The organism is Ruegeria sp. O11 (genome assembly GCF_056535285.1).
The window spans coordinates 278,696-299,962 of the sequence record NZ_JBQERS010000004.1 but is presented as its reverse complement, the minus strand read 5'-3'; the positions used below and the strand labels follow the sequence as shown (position 1 = coordinate 299,962).

22 protein-coding genes are annotated in these 21,267 nt (G+C 54.9%); 18 read left to right on the top strand and 4 right to left on the bottom strand.

Annotated elements, in window-relative coordinates:
• Positions 1 to 82 precede the first annotated feature (82 nt).
• Together ACRZ91_RS11570 and ACRZ91_RS11565 are read right to left on the bottom strand one after the other, a co-directional pair.
• Positions 83 to 922 carry an SDR family oxidoreductase gene (locus ACRZ91_RS11570; RefSeq protein WP_170547114.1) on the bottom strand — a complete coding sequence of 280 codons (840 nt, stop codon included), beginning with the start codon at positions 920 to 922 and terminating at the stop codon, positions 83 to 85.
• A gap of 830 nt (positions 923 to 1,752) precedes the next feature.
• Complete coding sequence (locus ACRZ91_RS11565) at positions 1,753 to 2,334, bottom strand: TetR/AcrR family transcriptional regulator (RefSeq protein WP_480905398.1); 582 nt, start codon at positions 2,332 to 2,334, stop codon at positions 1,753 to 1,755.
• 124 nt (positions 2,335 to 2,458) lie between these two features.
• Between ACRZ91_RS11565 and ACRZ91_RS11560 the strand changes: the two genes are divergently transcribed.
• From ACRZ91_RS11560 to ACRZ91_RS11530, 7 genes are all read left to right on the top strand, one after another.
• A complete protein-coding gene (locus ACRZ91_RS11560) occupies positions 2,459 to 3,049 on the top strand; it encodes a YceI family protein (RefSeq protein WP_480905395.1) in 591 nt (196 codons plus the stop codon).
• A 149-nt stretch (positions 3,050 to 3,198) separates the two neighbouring features.
• Positions 3,199 to 3,654 (top strand): luciferase domain-containing protein, encoded by a 456-nt coding sequence (locus ACRZ91_RS11555; RefSeq protein WP_480905393.1) that lies wholly within the window; start codon positions 3,199 to 3,201, stop codon positions 3,652 to 3,654.
• Between the two features lie 209 nt (positions 3,655 to 3,863).
• On the top strand, positions 3,864 to 4,199 hold the full coding sequence (locus ACRZ91_RS11550; protein ID WP_480905390.1) for a hypothetical protein: 336 nt from the start codon (positions 3,864 to 3,866) through the stop codon (positions 4,197 to 4,199).
• A 58-nt stretch (positions 4,200 to 4,257) separates the two neighbouring features.
• On the top strand, positions 4,258 to 4,725 hold the full coding sequence (locus ACRZ91_RS11545) for a DUF411 domain-containing protein (RefSeq protein ID WP_480905387.1): 468 nt from the start codon (positions 4,258 to 4,260) through the stop codon (positions 4,723 to 4,725).
• Positions 4,725 to 5,189 carry a c-type cytochrome gene (locus ACRZ91_RS11540; protein ID WP_480905384.1) on the top strand — a complete coding sequence of 155 codons (465 nt, stop codon included), beginning with the start codon at positions 4,725 to 4,727 and terminating at the stop codon, positions 5,187 to 5,189. The genes ACRZ91_RS11545 and ACRZ91_RS11540 overlap by 1 nt, the downstream gene beginning before the upstream one ends.
• Before the next feature lie 12 nt (positions 5,190 to 5,201).
• Positions 5,202 to 5,546, top strand: coding sequence for a copper resistance CopC family protein (locus ACRZ91_RS11535; RefSeq protein ID WP_260023800.1), 345 nt, complete (start codon positions 5,202 to 5,204; stop codon positions 5,544 to 5,546).
• A complete protein-coding gene (locus ACRZ91_RS11530; protein WP_480905380.1) occupies positions 5,543 to 6,421 on the top strand; it encodes a CopD family protein in 879 nt (292 codons plus the stop codon). The genes ACRZ91_RS11535 and ACRZ91_RS11530 overlap by 4 nt, the downstream gene beginning before the upstream one ends.
• A 118-nt stretch (positions 6,422 to 6,539) precedes the next feature.
• Here the strand turns inward: ACRZ91_RS11530 and ACRZ91_RS11525 are convergent, their stop codons facing one another.
• A complete protein-coding gene (locus ACRZ91_RS11525; protein WP_480905377.1) occupies positions 6,540 to 8,150 on the bottom strand; it encodes an arylsulfatase in 1,611 nt (536 codons plus the stop codon).
• A gap of 243 nt (positions 8,151 to 8,393) precedes the next feature.
• On the opposite strand from ACRZ91_RS11525, the gene ACRZ91_RS11520 reads away from it, so the two are divergent.
• Positions 8,394 to 9,380 carry a DMT family transporter gene (locus tag ACRZ91_RS11520; protein WP_480905374.1) on the top strand — a complete coding sequence of 329 codons (987 nt, stop codon included), beginning with the start codon at positions 8,394 to 8,396 and terminating at the stop codon, positions 9,378 to 9,380.
• A 108-nt stretch (positions 9,381 to 9,488) separates the two neighbouring features.
• Positions 9,489 to 9,956, top strand: a complete 468-nt coding sequence (locus tag ACRZ91_RS11515; RefSeq protein ID WP_480610213.1) for a transglycosylase SLT domain-containing protein — start codon at positions 9,489 to 9,491, stop codon at positions 9,954 to 9,956.
• 502 nt (positions 9,957 to 10,458) lie between these two features.
• Here the strand turns inward: ACRZ91_RS11515 and ACRZ91_RS11510 are convergent.
• Positions 10,459 to 11,112, bottom strand: a complete 654-nt coding sequence (locus tag ACRZ91_RS11510) for a GntR family transcriptional regulator (RefSeq protein ID WP_010443508.1) — start codon at positions 11,110 to 11,112, stop codon at positions 10,459 to 10,461.
• A 208-nt stretch (positions 11,113 to 11,320) separates the two neighbouring features.
• Between ACRZ91_RS11510 and ACRZ91_RS11505 the strand changes: the two genes are divergently transcribed.
• The 9 genes from ACRZ91_RS11505 to ACRZ91_RS11465 all read left to right on the top strand — a co-directional run bounded on the left by ACRZ91_RS11505 (position 11,321) and on the right by ACRZ91_RS11465 (position 21,141).
• Positions 11,321 to 12,403, top strand: coding sequence for a Gfo/Idh/MocA family protein (locus ACRZ91_RS11505; RefSeq protein ID WP_170772205.1), 1,083 nt, complete (start codon positions 11,321 to 11,323; stop codon positions 12,401 to 12,403).
• 102 nt (positions 12,404 to 12,505) lie between these two features.
• Complete coding sequence (locus ACRZ91_RS11500; protein ID WP_170547153.1) at positions 12,506 to 13,516, top strand: sialic acid TRAP transporter substrate-binding protein SiaP; 1,011 nt, start codon at positions 12,506 to 12,508, stop codon at positions 13,514 to 13,516.
• Positions 13,517 to 13,545: 29 nt separating this feature from the next.
• On the top strand, positions 13,546 to 14,121 hold the full coding sequence (locus tag ACRZ91_RS11495; RefSeq protein WP_170473839.1) for a TRAP transporter small permease: 576 nt from the start codon (positions 13,546 to 13,548) through the stop codon (positions 14,119 to 14,121).
• Positions 14,118 to 15,413 (top strand): TRAP transporter large permease, encoded by a 1,296-nt coding sequence (locus ACRZ91_RS11490; protein WP_170473842.1) that lies wholly within the window; start codon positions 14,118 to 14,120, stop codon positions 15,411 to 15,413. Before ACRZ91_RS11495 ends, ACRZ91_RS11490 begins: the two co-directional genes overlap by 4 nt.
• Positions 15,414 to 15,451: 38 nt before the next feature.
• Positions 15,452 to 17,302 (top strand): bifunctional sugar phosphate isomerase/epimerase/4-hydroxyphenylpyruvate dioxygenase family protein, encoded by a 1,851-nt coding sequence (locus ACRZ91_RS11485; protein ID WP_480905369.1) that lies wholly within the window; start codon positions 15,452 to 15,454, stop codon positions 17,300 to 17,302.
• Positions 17,302 to 18,117 (top strand): citryl-CoA lyase, encoded by an 816-nt coding sequence (locus ACRZ91_RS11480; protein ID WP_480905366.1) that lies wholly within the window; start codon positions 17,302 to 17,304, stop codon positions 18,115 to 18,117. Before ACRZ91_RS11485 ends, ACRZ91_RS11480 begins: the two co-directional genes overlap by 1 nt.
• Positions 18,107 to 19,294 carry a Gfo/Idh/MocA family protein gene (locus ACRZ91_RS11475; RefSeq protein ID WP_480905363.1) on the top strand — a complete coding sequence of 396 codons (1,188 nt, stop codon included), beginning with the start codon at positions 18,107 to 18,109 and terminating at the stop codon, positions 19,292 to 19,294. Before ACRZ91_RS11480 ends, ACRZ91_RS11475 begins: the two co-directional genes overlap by 11 nt.
• Entirely contained in the window at positions 19,284 to 19,958 is a 675-nt protein-coding gene (locus ACRZ91_RS11470; RefSeq protein WP_480905360.1) for a hypothetical protein, read from the top strand. Before ACRZ91_RS11475 ends, ACRZ91_RS11470 begins: the two co-directional genes overlap by 11 nt.
• Entirely contained in the window at positions 19,951 to 21,141 is a 1,191-nt protein-coding gene (locus tag ACRZ91_RS11465) for a Gfo/Idh/MocA family protein (RefSeq protein WP_480905357.1), read from the top strand. Before ACRZ91_RS11470 ends, ACRZ91_RS11465 begins: the two co-directional genes overlap by 8 nt.
• Positions 21,142 to 21,267: the final 126 nt, after the last annotated feature.

The window sequence follows — 21,267 nt, the reverse complement described above, 5'->3', positions numbered from 1 at the left end:
CAAACCGGTGTTCCGGCAACCAGTAAAGCTGCCGTTAGTCTTCAATCGTCAACTTTTCATGATTTATTGTCTATGGCGATGATCAGCCAGGCTTCGCCATGAAATCCGCGAACGCTTCCTTATAGTCTGGATGCCATCGGCTGAGAGGTGGGCGATTTTCAATGATGTCTCCCAAGCTCCAAGCAATGCGTTTCTCATCAGTATCGCGTGAAACGTCATTGTCGGGGCAGAGGATGTAGAAATCCCCGCGGTTCACGCTTTCAACAAAGAAGTCGACAGTCTGCTCAGCGGTCCAGGCAGAGGCAGGCTTCTCGGGCGCGGAGATCATGCCGGTATAGACGAATCCAGGGACCAGAAGATGCGCGGTAATCTGATGACCTGGACCCGTTCTGAGCTCGTGGGACAGTGCCTCGGTAAAGGCTTTGAGAGCCGCCTTTGAGACATTGTAAGCCGGGTTACCTGGCGGGGTAGTTATGCCTTGTTTGGACCCTGTATTGATAATTGCGCCTGGTCTGCCACGGGCGATCATGTTTGGCGCGAAGACCTGGGTGCCATGGATCGGACCCCAAAGGTTCACGCCCAGCATCTTATCCCAAGCCGTGGCGTCCCCAATGGTCGATGATTTGCCGCCGACACCAGCGTTGTTCATTAAGATGTCTGCCCCGCCGTGGCGGTCTGCTACCATCCGTTCCAACGTCTCTAACTGCGCGCGATCACTGACATCTGTCTCAGAAGTCATCATGTCGGCCGCGCCAGCGGCTAACACCAAGTTTGCCGCGGTAGCCAGTTTCTCGGTGTCTCGATCAACAATAACAATGCGCATGCCCATCTGAGCGAACTTCACTGCTGCGGCGAGGCCAATGCCGGAAGCACCCCCGGTAATCACGGCCACAGAGTCCGAGGTGAATGCGGGGTGTGTCATCGGCTAAGCTCCTCCTAAGCCTGTGTTGGATCGAAAGGTCCGGAAAATCCAGAACGGCCTGTTGATATTAGGCAGCGTCGGCAACGTTAGTCTTCAGCTTCATCATACCTTCCATACCGTAGGCGGTGAATAGCACCTCGGTTGTCTTTTCCGCTTGTACGCTTATCGGAATGACAGGGTCTGCGATGCCGCTCTTGTCCACTTCACTGCGGAACTTCCGCTGCCTAGGCGCCGTATGGGTTGAGTTTTGCCAATTAGAATGCACTTTTGATTGAGTTTTGGTGCGTTCAAGTTGATCAAGCCATGCTACGACAATCGACAATTGAGGGCGTATAGCGAACGGTGCAAACTTATGGGCAAAACGTGCAAAATTACGCGCAAATGCTGTGCGATATTATGCGCAAAGACACCCGGATTTTCTGAACAAAATCAATGATGGAAATGCAGTGTTATGCGCGCACCTACATCTAGCGTAGGATTGCGCATAACACTTCGCGCACCCCATAAGTTTGTGTAGTTCGCCCATAGTTTTGCGCTACGCGTTTGTCTGCATTAGCAACGAATTCAATCTAGTCGTCGCGTTTATGGCCCTTTGCATTACTCAATCCCGCAAAGGGCCTCCCTGAGGAACCTGGGGTTCACGCGAAGGTCTGAGATGCGCAGAAAGCGGACTTTGCAAACTTTGAAGAACGATCATTGCGAATCTTTGCCGAGACCTTTTGGAGCAACCGCTATTGGGAACTAACTGGATATGCTTTTGATCTAATTTGCTGCTCTGCCGAAATCTCGCGCCTGTTGCAGGTCGCTTTGATTGCAAAGTCAGGCGATGGTCACTGTCCCGAATTGGTTTTCGCGATACTGCAAAGCAGATCAACATGTCGATCCAACCAATCCTCGTCCAGTGCTTTGTGACGTATGAGCTTGCGGAAATAAGGTGCCGCGACTGCTAGTTCTATAAGCTGTTCAACCGGAACATCCGCGGCGATCTCACCGCGGTTTATTGCGGCTGCAAATACTGCTTCAACACTTGCGAACCTGTCTTTCATGAATTCAGTGATCACCAACCGCGCTTCTTCGTCGGTGGACGCAGCAGCGACCACCTGAGGCGCGATTTGGCCCCATGGTGTGTCATTCAAGGCTCCCATCAGTACGCCGAGTAACCAGCGCAGGTCAGATCGCAGCGGGCCATCGGTTTTGGGCGGTATATTCGGCGGTGTTGCGATGCGCCTGAATGCTGCATCACGCAGACTGCGCGCATCTGGCCAGTGCCTGTAAAGTGTGCTGCGCGAAATGCCAGTTGCCTTCGAAACTGCGCCATGAGTTACGTGCAGTACGCCCTCATCCCTCAGTATCCTTTGCGCCGCATCAAGCGCGGCCTGCCGTGTGGCGATCAGCCTAGGATCTTCTTTCAATCGCCCCTCCTATAGAACATTTTGTTGTGCAGCAGAACATTTTGTTCTATAAGTATGGCCAGCTAAAAGCTAAAGCTCAATACTCGATTTCGCGAACACGTCTTTTCAAAATAGGAGCGTATCAATGTTCAAAGTGGCAGCAACCCCGCTGGCGGTACTCTTAACGATGGGCGCGACAACCGCATTGTCCGAGAGTGGCAACTACGAGCTGGATCCTGGACACAGCCAGGTATTGTTCAGCTACGACCACATCGGTTTCTCAGAAACGTTTGGAATGTTCTCAGGTTTTAGCGGCGAGATAGAGTTCAACGAAGATGATCCGTCTGCGTCGTCTGTCACAGTGTCTATGCCTGTAAAATCCATGATCACGGGCTGGGACGCCCGTCTGCAACACTTCATGTCCGATGACTTTTTTAGCGCGAGCGACGGTGACGTGGTCACTTTCGCCTCAACCAGCATTGAAGTGACCGGTGACAATACCGCGAATATTTCTGGCGACCTGACCATGAATGGCGTCACCAAATCTGTTGTTCTGGAAACAACGCTTAACAAGTCAGCGCCATACCCTTTTGGCGAAAAGGAGGGCACGCCGACCTTGGGGCTGGCTGCCACGGCGACTATCGTGCGGTCTGAATTCGGACTTGGGGCATTTGCTCCAGCGGTGAGCGATGAAATAGAGCTCTTGATCAATATCGAAGCATTAAAGGCTGAGTAATGTGTGCAAGGGCGCTGATACTGCGCTGAGCGCTCATTCTTAACTTTTGACGGGCTGGCAACAAAATGAATGTGTTCCTTAGACTACTGGCGGTTGCTGCGATAGCGGTGGCGTTGACGTGCCCGTTGGCATTCGCACAAGAGCGCTCCTTGCCGGAGCGCACCTCACCCCGCCCTGAAACGACAAGTGGAGTACCGCATACTCAGATTGGTGTCGAAATTGATGCCGATTTGGCCAAGCTATTGCTGGAGCGTGTTGCGCAATTTCCAGGGGTCACGCTTGGCCCAACACGCATATCGCTTCCGGGCGCGATTGGCTTTCAGCTTGATACCGACATGTTGTTGTCCCAACCGAACTCTATCGTCGGTGGGTTTGAGTTTGCGCACATGCATCCTGATGGCAGCTTGCACGCCTCGCTCGACCCAGAAATGGCTCGAAGGGCAATTGAGGCTGGCTGGGCCGTAGCTCACCCTTGGGCCAAGCAACGTCCTGGGTGGAGCGGCTTTGTCATGATCTATACTCCAACCACACCCGAAGAGCTGGATGTCGTCATCGATCTGGTTGAAAGCTCGTACACCTTCATCACCGGCATCACACTGGGCTAAACACCCACCTGCTGACCTTTCCGTTGCTGACTAATGCGCAGGTCAGTCAAAATTCAGTTTTACCGGAATTTCAGATGATTCATGTACCACCGCTCTAGACGGGCCGGATCCAGAGATGTGGGGCAACTTCAATGGATGCAACTAGGATCGTTTGCTTCGACACATCCTCGTAACTTGTCAAAACTACATACCCCCAGTAGATATTTGGTATGTTTCGCTTGATCCTGTCGATACTTCTTGTTGTTGCATTCTCTGGCGCATCCGCAGCGTCCGTGAAGCATGGCTTGATCCATGGATCGGATCATTCTGGTCATCATGCTCAAATGGCGGACGACGATCCGTTGGCTAATGCCGAGAAAGCTGTTGCGGATTGTTGCGACACCACCAGCGGCATGGGTTCAGCATCCTGTTTTAGTGATCTTGTCGCCACGGCGGGGATTTCGCCGATTGCTCCATCGGTGATCTCAGAGGGTGGTGTGATGCACGCTGATTCCGATTTTTCGGGCCTCGCAATGGGCGTCCCCACCGGTCCTCCGAAAGCCTGAACGGCAACGGGCGCCCGCCTGCAATCCGTTCAAATTTCACATCAAAGGACCGACAGACATGATCACACGTCGTCACTTCACCACACTGTCCGCAACTGCTCTCATCGCGACCGCTCTTCCCGTCCGTGCAGGCACTCCAATGCACGTGCTCAGCTCACCAGGTTGCGGATGTTGTCACGCCTGGGCCGACTTGGCTCTCGCACGTGGCTACGCCGTAACCGTTGAGGAACTGACAGACCCCGAGGCACAGAAGTCAGCGCGGGGTATCCCGCTGAACCTTGCATCCTGTCACACCATTGAAGCCGATGGTTATGTCTTTGAAGGCCATGTGCCGTTCGAGGCACTGGAAACCGTGTTGAAGGATCGGCCTGACATCACAGGGCTAGCTGTTCCTGGCATGCCAATGGGCTCTCCTGGTATGGGCGACGATCCGTCCGCCCGCTACGACGTCGTTGCATTTGGGGGGCAGGCAGGGACCGGAACGGTGTACTACCGCGCGGGCACAGCTCAGCCGTTCGACACCTGATGGTAGGGCGTACAACACTCTTGGTTACCGGTGGGCTTGCGCTCGCCGGTTTCACAGTAGCGTTCGTTCTGGCCCAAGCCTCTGAAGCGGTCGGTCTCTTGACACCTGATGACGGGGAAGTTGTCGCCATTGGCCAAGATATTTACGCGGACCAATGTGCTGCCTGCCACGGTGAGAACCTTGAAGGACAGCCAAACTGGCGGAAACGCGGCGAGGATGGTTTGCTACCAGCACCGCCGCATGACGCCACAGGGCATACGTGGCACCACGATGATGAAACGCTCTTCACCTTGACCAAATTTGGCCTGGCCGGACTGATGGAAAATGCGCCCCCAACCGGTATGCCGGTCTATGAAGGTGTGCTCAGCGATGACGAAATCATAGCGGTCCTTTCTTATATCAAGTCAACCTGGCCCAATGACCTTCGTGAGTACCACGACGAGCTGAATGCCCATTCCGAATAGAGGAAAACTCAGATGATCAAACAAACTCTTATCGGCTTGGTCGTAGCAATGGCTCCAATACTTGCGGCCGCGCATTCCAAGTCCGAAGAAACGACGCCGGCTGACGGCGCGACTGTCACGGACGTGCCGGAGCTTACCATGCGGTTCGATGATCCGATGCGCATCATCTCGGTCACGCTGACCTCACCAGATGGCGACGTCGAAATTGACCGCGAAACGGGTATGGACCCCGCTACAGAATTCCGGGCTGTGCCGTTGGAAGAGCTTGCACCCGGAAGCTACCGCTTCGACTGGCGCGGTATGGCTTCCGACGGTCACCCGATGCAGGGCAGCTTCTCTTTCACAGTCGCTAAATGACTGGACTGGCCCCCATTGACGGTGTTGTCGTCTTGGCCATTTTGGCGAAAGCACTTGGCTACGGTGCGGTGTTACTAGCGATGGGTAGCGTCCTGTTCACGGCCCTCTTTGCCAAGCGCGCTGAAGAGTCTGTTCTACGCCTTGCGCGGCACCTCGCGGTCGGAGCTGCGATTATCGGTTTGGCCGTGCTTGCTTTACGTTTTGGCATCAGAGCAACGCGGATATCCGGGATGGGCTTTGAGGGCGCGACGGACCCAATGATGCTTGGTTTTGTTTGGGATAGTCCGCTTGGCACCGCCGCGATTTGGCGAGGGGTGGGTGAACTCGCGATATTGGCAATCCTGCTCCCCCGCGTAGGTCAGTGGGTCGCTTTGGTGGGTTGCCTCGCCATTGCGATTTCATTTGCCCAGGTGGGGCACTCGCTCGGAGAGCCTAGAGCGGCTCTCGCGGTCTTGCTGGTTCTTCATCTGCTGGCTGCCGCGTTTTGGGTCGGTGCTCTCCTGCCCTTGCGCAAAGCAGCTCTCACTCCCACTGGGGCCGATCTACTGCACCACTTTGGCAGTGTCGCTGCTTATGGAGTTGCCGTCCTGATTGTTGCGGGCGCAGCGCTCGCGTGGTTGCTTTCGGGCTCCATAGCCACCTTTTTTGGGACGGCATATGGATTGGGGCTTTTGATCAAGGTCGTGATCGTTTCTGCCCTTCTTGGCCTCGCGGTGCTGAACAAGCTGAGATTTGTTCCGGCTCTCAGGGCTGAGAAGCGCGGCGCGGAAATTGCTCTCCGGCGGTCGATTTCAATGGAGATGTTGGCTGTTGTCCTGATCCTGTTTGCAACGGCGACGCTAACCAGTGTGACGACACCTCCCATCAATCTCTGATGGCTTATAGTCCGAAGCCGGAACTGCAAGGCCTTGTGACGAATGAACGGTTTGGGCTGGGGGCAGTCATTTACTTGGAGTACAGAGATGGACGGTTATGATCCCTGCGTTAAGCCAACTATCCCTCTGCTGTTTCAATTTTCCAAGCCGCCAGCAGCCTCGGAAGCACAAGATCCCAATCCATAACACCTGTCTGTTTGGCCCAGTTATTGTATTGACTAATCAGGTCTGCCTCCAAGTCGGCGTTGCTCCCTCTCAAATCAGTCAACTCCGTGCGATCCGCTTCGATGTCATAGAGTTCCCAATCTTGCCCATGCTGCCTGACAAGTTTGAACTGACCCAGCCGTACCGCCGAATTTCCTTCATGTTCGAAAAAGATAGGCTCTTCTCGCGCCCAGTCCTTGCCGCGGAACAGGTCCATCAATGACTGCCCCTGCATAGGCTGAATTTCGTGACCACCAACCTCAATTTGGTACTGGCATCCTGTTGCCTCTAAAATAGTGGGTAAAACATCTACGACATGACAGGCGGCGTGCGCGTTTTCCTTAGAGGCAAACCCATTGGGCCAATGCGCGATGAGCGGTGTCGAAATCCCGCCTTCATGAACGTAGTGCTTGAACAACCGAAATGGTGCATTCGAGACATTTGCCCATGGCTTGTCGTAGCTCTGGTATGTCTGGGCACCGCCCGGCATCACGTCGGGGCGGTTTCCCATTTCAATGGGGTGGCCGTCATTTGTGGTATCCGGGAAGAACTTTGCCCATCCGTCTTCCGCCATGAATTCAGCGCAGCCACCATTGTCGGACAGGAACAAAATCAAGGTGTCTTCAAACTGCCCCAAACGCTTTAACGCAGCGATAAGTCTACCGATAGATTGATCCATCCGGTCTACCATCGCAGCATAGGTGGCCATCTTTCGTGCCTCCCAATCGGTATTCTGTTCGGCCTCCCAGGGGTGGACGGCAACATCACGCGGAGAAATTTCCCAGTTCCTCTGAAACAGGTTCATGCTGTTCATGGTTTCGTGCCGTGCGGTACGGATTGTGTCCCAGCCGCCTGAATACACCCCGTCATAGCGAGCGATGTCCTCGGGATGGGCATGCAGGGGCCAATGCGGCGCAGTATGTGCGAGATAAAGAAAAAAAGGCTGGCCGTCGGGTGTTTCTTCGATCATTTCAATTGCTTTGTCCGTGATTGCATCTGTGAAATAGAAGTCATCCGGGAATGTCATGACACGGCTGTCATCTTCGAGCATGTAGTGGGGCGAGAAGAAGTGGGTGACGCCATCGACGATCCCGTAGAAGCGATCAAACCCGCGCTGTCTCGGCGTCGGATGCTCAACATCTCCGACCCGCCAGCTGTCGACTTCGCGCGCCATGAAATCTCCGGCGACATGCCATTTGCCGGACATCAATGTCCGATAGCCACCTGCACGTAGGTGTTCCGCTATGGTGGCGCTGTCATTACGTAAAAACCCCTGGTATGCGGGCGTGCCCAGGTCGGCCCCCATGTGACCCACGCCGGCGCTGTGTGGATACAACCCGGTCAAAAGAGATGCCCGCGTAGGACAACAGCGGGCGCAGTTATACATTGCTGTAAGCAGCACACCATCACTTGCAAGGCCATCGATATTTGGGGTGCGAATTTCCGATCCGGTGGCACCCAAATCTGCAAAACCCAGATCATCAGCCAGGATCAGTATCACATTCGGTCGTTTTCTTGTCGGCATTCGGGGGCTCCATTGCTGCACTTATAAACTTACCTCATTATCGGTGATGATCTTGTCTCCAAGCGACGCGACGATAGTGGGGAGAGGGAGGTTGCCGACCACGGCCGTCGGCACAGAGGCTTCGAGAGCGAGAATGGAAGCGGCTCCGGAAGCGCGTCGCGGATATTTGAGCGAACCGCTGTGTCGCAAAGCGACGTGACCTACTGTGTGACCCATGGTAGTGGCCCAAAGAAAGGGCACTTCATGACAGCGGAACAAAAACTACATAACCCGACAGCTGGTATTGCGTTCGTACTGATCGGAATATTGGCGATTTCTATCAATGATATGCTGATCAAATTCCTGTCTGGCGGTTACCCCTTGCACCAAATGGTGTTTACTAGATCGTTGATCGGGATCGGGTTCAGCTTTGCCCTTGTCCAGATGGAGGGCGGTTGGCGCATCCTGAAAACCGATCAGCCGGGACTTCACCTTTTGCGGGGGCTGCTGATTGTCATTGCCAATCTGACATTCTTTACGGCTCTGGCGGTAATGCCGCTGGCAGAAGCCACCGCTGTTTTCTTCGTAGCCCCCTTGATGATCACATTGCTGAGTATACCATTGCTTGGCGAAAAAGTTGGGCCGATGCGGATTGGCGCCGTGCTTGTCGGATTTTTGGGCGTAGTGATCATGACTCGCCCATGGGAGGCCGGTGGAGAGCGTGAAGTTGGTCTGTTGATGTATGCCCTGCCGGTTCTTGCTGCTTTCACTTATGCCCTCAACAACGTGCTAACCCGTTTCCTTGGCGCAAAGTCCAAGGCCTCAGCAATGGCTGTTTACATTCAGGCGTGCTTTATCGTTGTCAGCTTGTTGTTCTGGTCAGTGGCAGGGGATGGTCGTTTTGCGAACGAGTTCGAAAACGAAAGCCTGATCTTTTTGCTGCGGGCTTGGGTTTGGCCCGAAGGGTCTGATCGCTGGTTGCTTATCGGCTTAGGATTCAATTCTGCAATCATCGGGTATTGCCTTGGCCAAGCTTACCGCATGGCAGACGCGGCTACAGTGGCACCATTTGAATATGTAGGTCTTCCCATGGCCATTTTCTGGGGATGGATCATCTGGGGCGAGCTCCCAAACCTGCCTGTCGCCATCGGTATCGCACTGATCTTGGGGTCAGGATTGTTTGTCTTTTTGCGTGAGCGTCAAAAAAAGAGGCATGTCGTTACTGAAAAGAGAGTGCACCGTCGGTATTAGGTGCCAAATCAAATCTGGCCAAATCCCGCCCAACAATACCTTGGGATATTGAATATCAATCGTAATTGAGCGCTGATGAATCTTGTAGTTAATGAGATGAGAATTTTGATGCGATACACAGTCATTCTTGCCGCGCTATTTATTACCGCTTGCGGCAAGGAACCCGCAGAGCCAATTACCCGACTTTATCCCGGTGAGACCCCTGAGCTGCGTCTGATGATCGACGAAACTGCGGACGCAAACGGTGTGCCGAGGAGCCTAGTACACCGTGTGATCCAACGAGAAAGCGATTATCGTCCCAATGCTCGAAATGGCCCATACTACGGCCTGATGCAGATTCTGCCTGCGACAGCGCGCCAGATGGGATTTCGCGGACAGCCTTCCGACCTCTTGGACGCTCAGACCAACCTGACATACGCCGTGAAATACTTGCGTGGAGCTTGGATGGTTTCAGATGGAAACGAGCCCGAAGCGGTCATGTGGTATGCACGTGGGTACTATTATGAGGCGCGAAACAGATGCATGCTTGTGGCCACCGGGCTTAGGGATACTGAGGTACGAAAGTACTGCGGCTGAAGCCCTTTCCACAGGAGCTAGATACAGTTTCAAATTAACCGTAAACAAGCTCCTCCAAGTAGAGTGGGCTCGCACTACGGAGCCATGTATTTGCGCGTTTTGCAGAGTTGCTGCAAAACTTGTATGTCGCCAAAGTACTAGTTGGCTGCCTGCGAGAAGGCCGACCGAGCCGCGCTACATTGAAAGGGATCTACCATAACCTCGCAATTGAGTTGTGTTGTTCAGTTTTGGATTGAATACTTCCAAGAAGAATGCACTTTAGATTGAGTTTGGTGTGTCCAAGTTGATCGAGCCACGTTACGACAATCGACAATTGAGCGCGTATAGTGAACCGTGCAGACTTATACGCAAGTGCTGTGCAAATTATGGGCGAAGACACCCAAATTTTCTGAATAAAATCAATGATATGAATGCAACGTTAAGCACGCACCTACATTGCTTCTTAGACGCGTCCGTAGTCGTTCGCGGGTGGATCTACAGCAATTCAATTAGTTATGGCAGGCTACATGGCCTCTAACGTGTGTGCGAGGCCGTTCCGGATATGATCCACTAGCAGCTTCTTGGCGGTATCTGCGTCTCTGGCCAAGGCGGCATTGAACATGCCTTTATGCTCCTCGACGGCTTCTTCGCCGCGATAGGTTAGTACAAGCATTTGATAGCGCAGGTATTTATCGTAGATGATCGAGTGCAGCGTCAGAAGGTTCCTGGAGTTGCACGCCGCGATCATGGCTTGGTGAAACTCCCAATCATACCGTTTCCAGGTTTCTTTCTCAGAGTCATCTCCCTTTAGCAGCTGCTGTTCCATCAGGTGCAGCTTATGGTGCGCGGCGACAAGGTTGCCTTCCCAATCCGTGTCGCCGTTTGCAATCGACAATTCCAATGCGTGGCATTCCAACAGGGCGCGCAGCTCTGCGATCTCGGTCAGGTCTTCACGGGAAACTGGCGTAACCAGGAAACCCCGTTGCTCGGGAGCTTCGACAAACCCGTCGCTGGCAAGCCTGTTCAGCGTTTCACGAAGCGTCGAAAGGCTTGCTGAGTACCGCTCTTTCAAAGCGTCCAGCTTAAGTTTCGAGCCGGGCTGCAACTCTCCGAAAATGATATCCCGTTTGATGCGCTGATACGTGCTTGCACCTATCGTAGACGGCTGCTTCGCCATGCATTTCACCCGATATTCTTGGTTTCCTCGTTCATCTATCATTATTGAAGGTCATCAGCAATCCAAACTGTTGTATGGTAAAAATAAAAATATCATACATTATTGCGGAATCGGAAAAACCCCAATACGGTCGTGTTCAAATTGGGCGTTGCAGCCTAGTCGCAAACTTAGGATCCAGAGCTTTTGGGATCCTCCGAAAGGAACCAAAGTGCCTCAGAACTTTCGCATTGCCATCGTCGGCATTGGCCTTGTTGGGCGTCGCCACGCAGATGCAATACGTGCGTTGCGTCATGTCGATCTTGTTGCGTTTGTCGATCCCAGCGACGAAGGCCGCGCGTATGCTGATGAACATGGGGTCGCGTGTTACGAGACTCTTGAAGAAATGTTCGCCAATCAGACCCCGGACGGCGCTGTGCTGGCGACCCCAACGACACTTCATGTCGAGCAGGGCCTCACGTGCATACGGCACGGTTGCCCCATACTCGTGGAAAAGCCGATTGCCGTAGAAGCTGCTGCGGCACTAGAGCTTGTTCAAGAGGCGGAGAAGGCAGACGTACCGCTTATGGTTGGACACCATCGCCGGTACAATCCACTGATCAAATCGGCCAAGGAGGCGATCTCGGATGGGCAGATCGGTGATGTTCGTGCAATCCATGCGAATTGTTGGTTCTATAAGCCCGACGAGTATTTTGACACTGCGCCCTGGCGAAAGAAACCTGGCGCGGGACCCATCTCGGTTAATCTTGTCCATGACGTCGATCTTCTGCGGCATCTGGCCGGAGAGGTCGTAACCGTTCAGGCGCAATCGGCTGCATCGCAGCGCGGCTACGACAACGAGGATGTTGCTGGCGCGTTGCTGACGTTCGAAGGCGGAGCCATTGGCACCATAAGCGTGTCTGACAGCATCGTCGCGCCATGGAGTTGGGAGATGACGTCTCAGGAATATCCAATCTATCCATCAACCACTGAAAGCAGCTACATGATCGGTGGCTCTCATGGGTCGCTATCCGTCCCTGACCTCCGGCTCTGGAGCTATCGGGGTGAGCAAAGAGATTGGTGGACCCCCATTTCGTCCACAGCGCTCAAGAAGGGCGCCTCTGACCCTTTGGTCAATCAACTCAGGCATTTTGTTGAGGTGGCCCGGCACGAAGCCGAGCCGATCGTATCGGGATGGGAAGGTTTTAGAACGCTTCAAGTCATTGAGGCCATTCAGAATTCTTGCAGATCAGGCGAAACGATCAGGATAGAAAGGTTTCAGCAAGCGCCGATCGCAAATGTATCGGTTGTATAAAATATCAAATATTTTGTAAAAAATCTTGCAAAATGTCCAAAATAGGTCAAAACTTGGAATCGTCAAAAAAGAAGCATCAATGATGTCTCAGGGAGGAAAAAAGTGACTTTCAAACTTACACGCCGGGCTGCTGTGTCAGCCCTGGTCGCCACCGGTGTTCTGTTCAGCGCAACAAGCGGTGCGCTGGCGCAGGATAAAGTGCAACTTCGCCTCGCGACCTCGGGGTCGGAAACCGATCAGCGTTCGGTCGCCATGGCCGAAGTTTTCGCACCGATGGTCGCCGATTTCGCGAGTTATGAGCCCAGCTATAACGGCACCATCTTCGCACAAGGTACCGAGTTGGACGCGATCAGCCGCGGTAACCTGGAAATGTCGATCACGTCGGCGCAGGAACTGGCACAGTTCTTCCCCGAGTTTTCAATTTTCACCGCAGGCTATGTCCATCAGGACGCCGCGCATCAGGTTGCTGTCTTCAACGATCCCTTGATGGATGCCTTCAAGCAGAAGGCCGAAGAAGAGCTGGGCGTCAAATTGCTGTCGGTGATGTATCTGGGTCGTCGCCAGGTAAACCTGCGCCAGCCCAAAGATGAATTGACGGTTTCGACACCGGCCGACTTGGAAGGTGTGAACCTGCGGATGCCCGGCACTGATGCATGGCAGTTCCTGGGTAAGGCTCTGGGTGCGGCTCCGACACCAATGGCGTTCTCGGAGGTCTACACTGCGTTGTCGACCGGAGCTGTTGACGGTCAGGACAACCCGCTGCCGACCGTTGTGGACGCAAAGTTCTACGAAGTGACCAACCAGATCGTTCTGACGTCACATCTGGTGGACCTGAACTATATTGCCATCGGCAAAGAGGTTTGGGACAGCCTGACCCCTGAACAGCAAGCTAAGGTTCAAGAAGCTGCAGATGCAGCTGCTGAATCGGGTCGCCAAAAGCAGCTTCAGAAAGAAGAGGATCTTGTAAGCTTCCTGAAAGAGCAGGGCATGGAGATCTACGAACCCGATCTCGCAGCGTTCCGCGATCAGGTACAATCCATGTATCTGGACAGCGAATTCGCCGGTTCGTGGCCCGAAGGCGTTTTGGATAAGATCAACGCTCTGGGCAACTAAGCCTGCATTGCAAGGGAGGGAGAACCGCAATGAAAGACTTCATAAAGGGGTTCTCCCGACTGACCGAAGCGATTGCCGGCGGGATGCTGGCGGCAATCTTCCTGATATTTCTGCTGCAAATCCTGCTGCGGTACTTCTTTACCCCTGCAGGATGGACGCTGGAACTGATCGGCATCCTCTGGGTTTGGGTAATCTTTTTCAGCTGCGCTTTCATCGTGCGCGAGCGGGATCACGTAAAATTCGACATTATCTATCTGTCTGTGCCCCGACGCGTCCGTCAGGTCTTTGCGATGTTGGCAGCCGCGGCAATCGTGGTCGGGATGCTCTACAGCTTTCTGCCAACTTGGGACTACATCGACTGGATGAAAATCCGCAAGACCGCGACCGTTCGCAATCCCTTCTCGGGTGAGAAGATACCGCTGCGCACCGTGTTTTCGATCTATGCCGTGTTCATGCTGGTCGTTGCTGCGCGGTATGCTTGGCTGTTCTTTGACATCATGCGCAACGGCCCACCAAAAACCGAACTTGAAATGGTTGTGGGATACAACGTGGTCGACGATCACCCTCGCGTTGACGTGGAAGACGACGAGGACGCAAGCAAATGAGTTTTGAACTTCTTTCCTGCCTGCTAACCCTTTTTGTTCTGGCAGGCATCGGGACCCCTATCGGCTATTCCATCCTTTTGGCGTCACTGATGTATCTGGGTGTCGCTGGTCTTGACGTCGCGCTGGCGGGTGAAAAAATCCTACAGGGCTTCTACAAAAGCACGATCCTGCTTGCCGTGCCGTTGTTCATCGTCGCCGCGAACATCATGAACGCGGGGTCTATCACGGACCGTCTGCTGAACTTCTGCGTCGCGGCGGTCGGGCGTTTCAAGGGCGGCCTCGGGCACGTAAACGTGGTAGCGTCCCTGATCTTTTCGGGTATGTCCGGCTCGGCAGTCGCGGATGCCGCGGGGATCGGCAAGATCATCATTGAGATGATGACCAAGGATGGCCGTTACAGCCGAGGCTACGCAGCAGCGATCACGGCGGCGTCGGCCACCATCGGTCCGATCATTCCGCCCTCGATCCCGATGGTCTTGTATGCGCTCGTTTCCAAGGCCTCAATCGGGTCGCTGTTCTTGGCCGGTATTTTGCCGGGCCTGATCATGGGCGTCGTCCTCATGGCGATGAACTACTATCTGGCCGGTAAGCGGAACTTTGCTTTGGAAGAACCGATCCCACTGCGCGAATTGCCTGCAAAAACCGCGAACGCATTTCCGGCGCTGTTGATGCCCGCGATCCTGCTCTACGGTATCTACGGGGGTGTCACCACACCGACTGAGGCCGCCGCCGTTGCTGCATTCTACGCCCTGCTACTGGCAGCGTTCTTCTATCGCGCCCTGTCGTTCCGTGGTCTCTATCAGGTCTTCGTTGACAGTGCCCGTTCGTCGGCAGCCGTTGGGGTAGTCATCGGTGGCGCGTTCATTCTGAACTTCATCGTCATTCAAGAGCAGATTCCACAGTCGATCTCGGCCTTGCTGGAGGGTTCGGATGTTAGCCCAATTGTGTTCCTGATCCTCGTAAACCTGCTGATCCTCGCGCTGGGTTGCGTCTTGGATGCGACGACGATCATTCTTGTGATCGTGCCCCTGTTCATTCCAACCTGCGAAGCGCTTGGGATTGATCTGGTGCATTTCGGAGTACTGGTCGTCGTAAACTCGATGATTGGCCTGATCACACCGCCCTACGGAATTCTACTCTTTGTGATCAACGCCGTGACGGACATTCCGCTGCGTGAGATCATCTCGGAAATCTGGGCCTTCCTGGCGGTGCTCATCTTCGCCTTGATAATCATGATGCTGATGCCCGATCTGGTTCTGTGGCTGCCACGTATGTTTGGGTACCAGGGGTAATGTGCCTGTCGGTTTCGACAACATCCATTCCCGGCGATTTGGCAGAGAAACTGCATGCCATCGCCGGGGCTGGATTCGATGGGATTGAACTGCATGAACCGGATTTGACTGCCTTTGACGGGTCACCATCGCAAATCCGGGATATTGCCTCAGACCTCGGGTTGAAAATCTGCCTGCTGCAGCCGTTCCATAACCTTGAAGGTCAATCTGGCGTCGGTCGACAGCGCGCTTTTGATCGGTTGAAACGCAAACTCGATCTGATGGGTGAGTTGGGCACAGAACTACTGCTCATTGGTTCAGCTTTTGAGATGGACGCCGACGCCACCGAAGATCAGGTGATCACGGACCTCGGGGAAGCGACCGAGATTGCAAAGGCGATGGGGGCACGTCTGGCCTATATGGGCTTGCCCTGGTCCGACCTCTTCCACTCGGACACGCAGGCGCTGCGCATTGTCGAGGCGATTGACAGTCCACATTTGGGGTTGGCCTTGAACTCCTTCTTCTCGCTGGCCGACGGGTCCAAGCCTGCCCGCCTTCGGGACATTCCCGGAGAGCGCCTGTTCCATGTGCAACTGTCGGATGCACCCCGGCTTGAGATGGATATCCGCAGGCTTAAGCGGCATTTCGGGCTCTTGCCGGGGCTTGGGTCGCTGAACCTAGCGGGTTTCGTTCGGGTGTTGGCGCGTGCAGGGTACAAGGGGTCTTGGTCCATTGCGCGTGTCAACGAGGCAGCGCCCCAACCCGGTGGTCAAACGTTGGCGCGTGACTGTTACAGATCGCTGGTGAACCTCCTGGATGAGGTATCCCGGACCGAGCCGGGAACCGATTTCGGCATCCCGGATCTACCGGAACGCGTCTATGCGTCAGGCTTTGAGTTCGTCGAATTTACAGCGGATGAAACAAGCGGCGCGCAGCTGGCAGACATGCTGTCAGCAATGTGTTTTCGAATGGAGCGAAAACACGTCACCAAGTCCGTCGAGCTGTGGCGGCAGGGCGCGATAAACATCGTTGTGAATACCGAAAAGGAAGGTTTTGCCCATTCGGCGTTCCTGGGCCATGGTCCCTCGGTTTGTGACATGGGATTGCGCGTCAAAGACGCGGATCAGACGGTTCAGCGCGCGACCGCGCTGGGCGCTCCTGATTTCTCTCAGCCGGTGGGAACCGGAGAGTTGGATATCCCAGCCATCCGAGGTGTCGGTGGCAATGTCGTTCATTTCATCGACGAGAAATCCGATCTGCATCGGGTATGGGACATCGAGTTTGAGCCGGTTGCGAAAACCAAGGCGACCCAGCCTGCTGGTCTGCGCCGTATCGACCATCTGGCACAGACAATGCGCCATGATGAGATGCAAAGCTGGCTGCTTTACTACATTTCAACTTTTGAGATGGCAAAGTCTCCTATCGTGAACGTCGCCGACCCGTCCGGTGTCGTGCAAAGCCAGGCTATCGAAAGTCCCGAAGGCGAAGTGCGCCTGAACCTGAACGGGGCCGTTGGGCGCAGAACTCTGGCAGCGTCATTCCTTGAAGATGGGTTTGGGGCCGGTGTTCAGCACATCGCCTTCCAGTCGGACGATATTTTTGAAACGTCGGATCAGCTGCGTAAATCCGGCTTTCCCAGCTTGACGATCCCAGAGAACTACTACGCCGATCTGCAAGCGACCTTCGGATTGGATGATGATCTGATCGCCCAACTGCGCGAGGGCAACATTCTCTACGACCGGGCAGCGGGTGCCGAGTATTTTCAGATATATAGCCGCCCGATATTTAACGGCTTCTTCTTCGAAATCGTTGAACGCCGTATGGGCTATGCTGGTTATGGCGCGCGCAACGCGCCCATTCGCCTTGCCGCGCAAAGCAAAACCCAGACGATGAAAGAGGTGCAAACATAATGACGAGCGATGAAAAAGCTGTGCGCCAATGGTGGCGCACCTCCATCATCGACATGAAGCCCGGCCAGATCGCGTTTCGTGGCCATCCCATCGAGGACCTGATCGGGAACGTTTCCTTCCCTCAGATGATCTGGCTGATGGTGCGGGGCGATCTGCCCAGCGATGCGCAGGCACGCCTGTTCGAGGCTGCCCTGGTCGCAGGCGTGGATCACGGTCCACAGGCCCCCTCAATCGCGGCTGCGCGTATGGCGGCCACTTGTGGGGTAGGTCTAAATAATGCGATGGCGACTGCGGTGAACATGCTGGGCGATGTGCATGGCGGAGCAGGCGAACAATGCGCCGAGCTGTACTATGATATCGCGGTTCGCATGGATGCGGGAGCTTCGCTGAATGACGCTGTTCGGGACGGCTTGGACAGCTGGCGCGAGACGTACGGCAAGATCGTCTCGGGCTTTGGCCACCGTTTTCACAAGCCCGTCGACCCACGCGCACCACGATTGATGCAACTTGTTCGTGATGCGGCGACAGAAGGCACAGTTTCTGGCCGGTTTGCCGATATCGGAGAAGAGGTTCAGGCCGAACTCGGCCGTCAACGTGGCGGTCGACCCATCGCCATGAATATCGATGGCGCGACAGCCGTGATCTTCTGCGAACTTGGCTTTCCCGCGCCCCTGTCGCGGGGCCTGTTCTGCCTGTCCCGCTCGGTCGGAATACTTGCCCACGCTTGGGAGCAGATGAACCAGGGCGGTCGGAACAAAGGACCCATGCCCCCGAATTACTTACCTCTTTACGAAGACAGGAATGATGATACGTGAGACATCGAAAACCTTCCGGGTCGGCCTTATCGGCTGTGGTCGTATCAGTGATATCTATCTAAAAACACTATCCAAATTCTCAAACGTCGAGGTCGCGGCCTGCGCGAGCCTCGATCCATCAGAAAGCCGCGCCAAGGCGGATCAATATGGCATCGTCAAGGCCTGCTCACCGGATGAGGTGTTCGACGATCCGACAATTGACTGTGTTCTGAACCTGACTATTCCGGCAGCTCATGCCGACATCAGCCTGCGCGCTTTGGAGGCGGGCAAGCACGTCTATTCGGAAAAGCCATTGGTCATGAACCGATCGGATGGAAAAGCGATCCTGCATACGGCCACTGAAAAGGGGCTAATGGTCGGTTGCGCGCCCGACACGTTTCTAGGCGGTCGCTGGCAGACTGTTCGGCGCTTGATCGATGAAGGTGCTATCGGGAAACCAACTGGGGTTTTTGCCCATGTCGGAACGCACGGGACGGAACGCCATCATCCCAACCCGGATTTCTACTACATGGCCGGAGGTGGGCCTTTGCTGGACCTTGGGCCATATTATCTGACCGCGATGATCTGCTGTCTTGGACCAATTGACCGTGTCGCCGGAATGGCACGGCGCACGTTCGACAAAAGGATGATCGAAAACGGCCCGCGCAACGGCGAATGGATGGATGTCGAGGTCAACACGCATTCCCTAAGCCTGCTGCAGTTTTCCTCCGGCGCCATCGGGACAATGACAATGAGTTTTGATGTCTGGGACAGCGAAACGCCTCGGTTCGAGATCTATGGTGAAGATGGGACCATCAGCATCCCTGACCCTGACCCGGTTCATGGGGCCAATATCTTTCAGGGCGATGTCTGGCTGAAAACGCGGGAGACCTCGCGCTGGTCTCATCAGCCTCGCCCAGCCGGTCGCGAAGACTGGCAGGTGGTCGAAAACAAACACGGGTTTAACGAAGACAGCCGTGGCCTCGGTCTTTTGGACCTGGCCCTTGCGGCACAAGAAGGGCGCCAACCCCGCGCAAGTGGAGCGCTTGCCTACCATGTGTTTGAGGTCATGGACGCAATTGAACGGGCTCCGAAATTTGGTGCTTACCAGACAATAGAAAGCAGTTGCGCAGCACCGGAACCTCTGGCGGTCGATTTCCTGAACGATGAGAGGAAGGAGTTGGCGCATGCCAATTGAGACACTCGACTTCGCCCAGCCATTCTTTCGCGTCCAGCACATCACCGATGAAGACAGAATGTCTGTCGACGGTCGTGCAATTGTTTTGAACCTTGGGGGACGAGACCTTTCGGTCGAGGATCAGACCGTTGCACCGCTTTCCTCTGTGATCGTGCAAGACAGCACGCTTAGCGGCGTGGAACGTGCAGTCATTGTCCACGACTTCGACGCCCATGCCGATGACAACGAGTTGTTCGCATGGGTGAAAGATACATGGCCATCTGCTTTTGATGTTCGCCAAGAGGAGCGTCTGCGCGGTGTCAGCCACTACATGTCGCCAAAGGTCTTTGTGGGTAACGTTGGGCTGACCATATACCATTCCGGCTCGGTGCCGCTGAATGTCGGATTGCACAAGGATCATCCGTTCTGCCCGGTACCGGGGTTTCGCGAAGTGCATACGCAAATCGTAGGCTTTGGCAAAATGCAGCAATGCCGCGAACGGGACGTTGAAACCCTTTACCTCGAAGAATTCATGGCCCCCGGCACGACGCACAAACCGATGTATGACGCTGAAGGCAACTATCCCTGGCATCAGTACGAGACGATTACCCCCAGCATTTTCATGGCGGTGGAAATGCTGCCGGAAGGCGCGCGGGTCCCGGACATGGAGATTCAGAATGGCTGAGAGACTTTTACCCGAAGACCTGAACTTTGACGGACCTTTCCCCCGGTTGTCTCGCCGTTTGCGACTGGGCGTTGTTGGCGGCGGACGTATCTCTGTCACGCAGGCAACGGCTGCGCGGATGACCGACCGGTGGGAGGTCGCCGCAGGTGCGCTCAGTTCCGACGCTGCGCGCAGCAAGGCGCGCGGGGCTGAGTGGTTCCTGCCAGCAGACAGGTGCTATGCGTCCTTCGACGAGATGGCAAAGGCCGAGGCGGCGCGCCTGGATGGCGTGGATGCCGTGATGATCACTACCCCGAACCACGTTCATTTTGAAGCGGCCAAAGTGTTTCTTGAGGCGGGCATTGACGTACTGTGCGACAAACCCCTGACCAACGAAGTCGCCGAGGCCGAGGGGCTTGAGGAGATCACTGCGCGCACGGGGCAGGTCTTTGCGGTCGGCTATGCGATGTCGTGTTTTCCGGTGATCCGACAGGCGAAACAGATTTTGGCCGATGGCGGTATCGGCAAGATCAACCAAATCCATGTCGAGTTCATGCAAGACTGGATGACGCCCGACGATGTGGCTGATGCGCCCCATGTCAAATGGCGGCTGGACCCAAAGATTTCTGGCCCGACCAGCTGTGTCGGCGATATCGGTACTCATGCCGCGCATCTCGCCAGCTTTGTCTCGGGCCTGCCCTTGACCGACCTACGGGCCGAGTTTCATGTTTGCGGCGCGCCAAAGCCTTTGGAAGACACGGTGTTCATGTTCACCCGTTACCAAAATGAAGTCCCCGGAACCTTGATGGCAACACGCCTTGCCCCCGGAAATCGAGGTGGGTTGCGGTTGCGGATATTCGGGAACGAAGGAGGTCTCGAATGGGATCTGGAGAATTCGGAACAGTTGAAATTCAATCGGTTCGGTGAGTCGGATCGTATCATCAGCCGAGGTCACGGGCATGGCATCGGCCCCGGCGCAGAACGTCTGATCCGTACCGCGCGCGGCTTCCCCGAAGGGATTATTGAAGCCTGGGCCAATCTCTATACGGAATTTGCCATGGCCGTCGCCGCGCGTCGGGATGGCGTTACCGTTCCGGCCGATTGGCTCTCTTATCCCAGTGTCGATCAAGGCGCAGACGGTGTTCGATTCATTGATGCCTCTGTGCGCTCTCACCAGTCAGGAGGCGACTGGGTCACTATCTAAAGCTTTGCCAATACGAAGGTTAAGCACGCCCGGGCTATTGCCCGGGCATTTTCATTTCCTGCCCAGTATTAAAAGTTGATATTTTTAAAAACATCAGATATTTTTTACTACGTGTGATGAATTTTA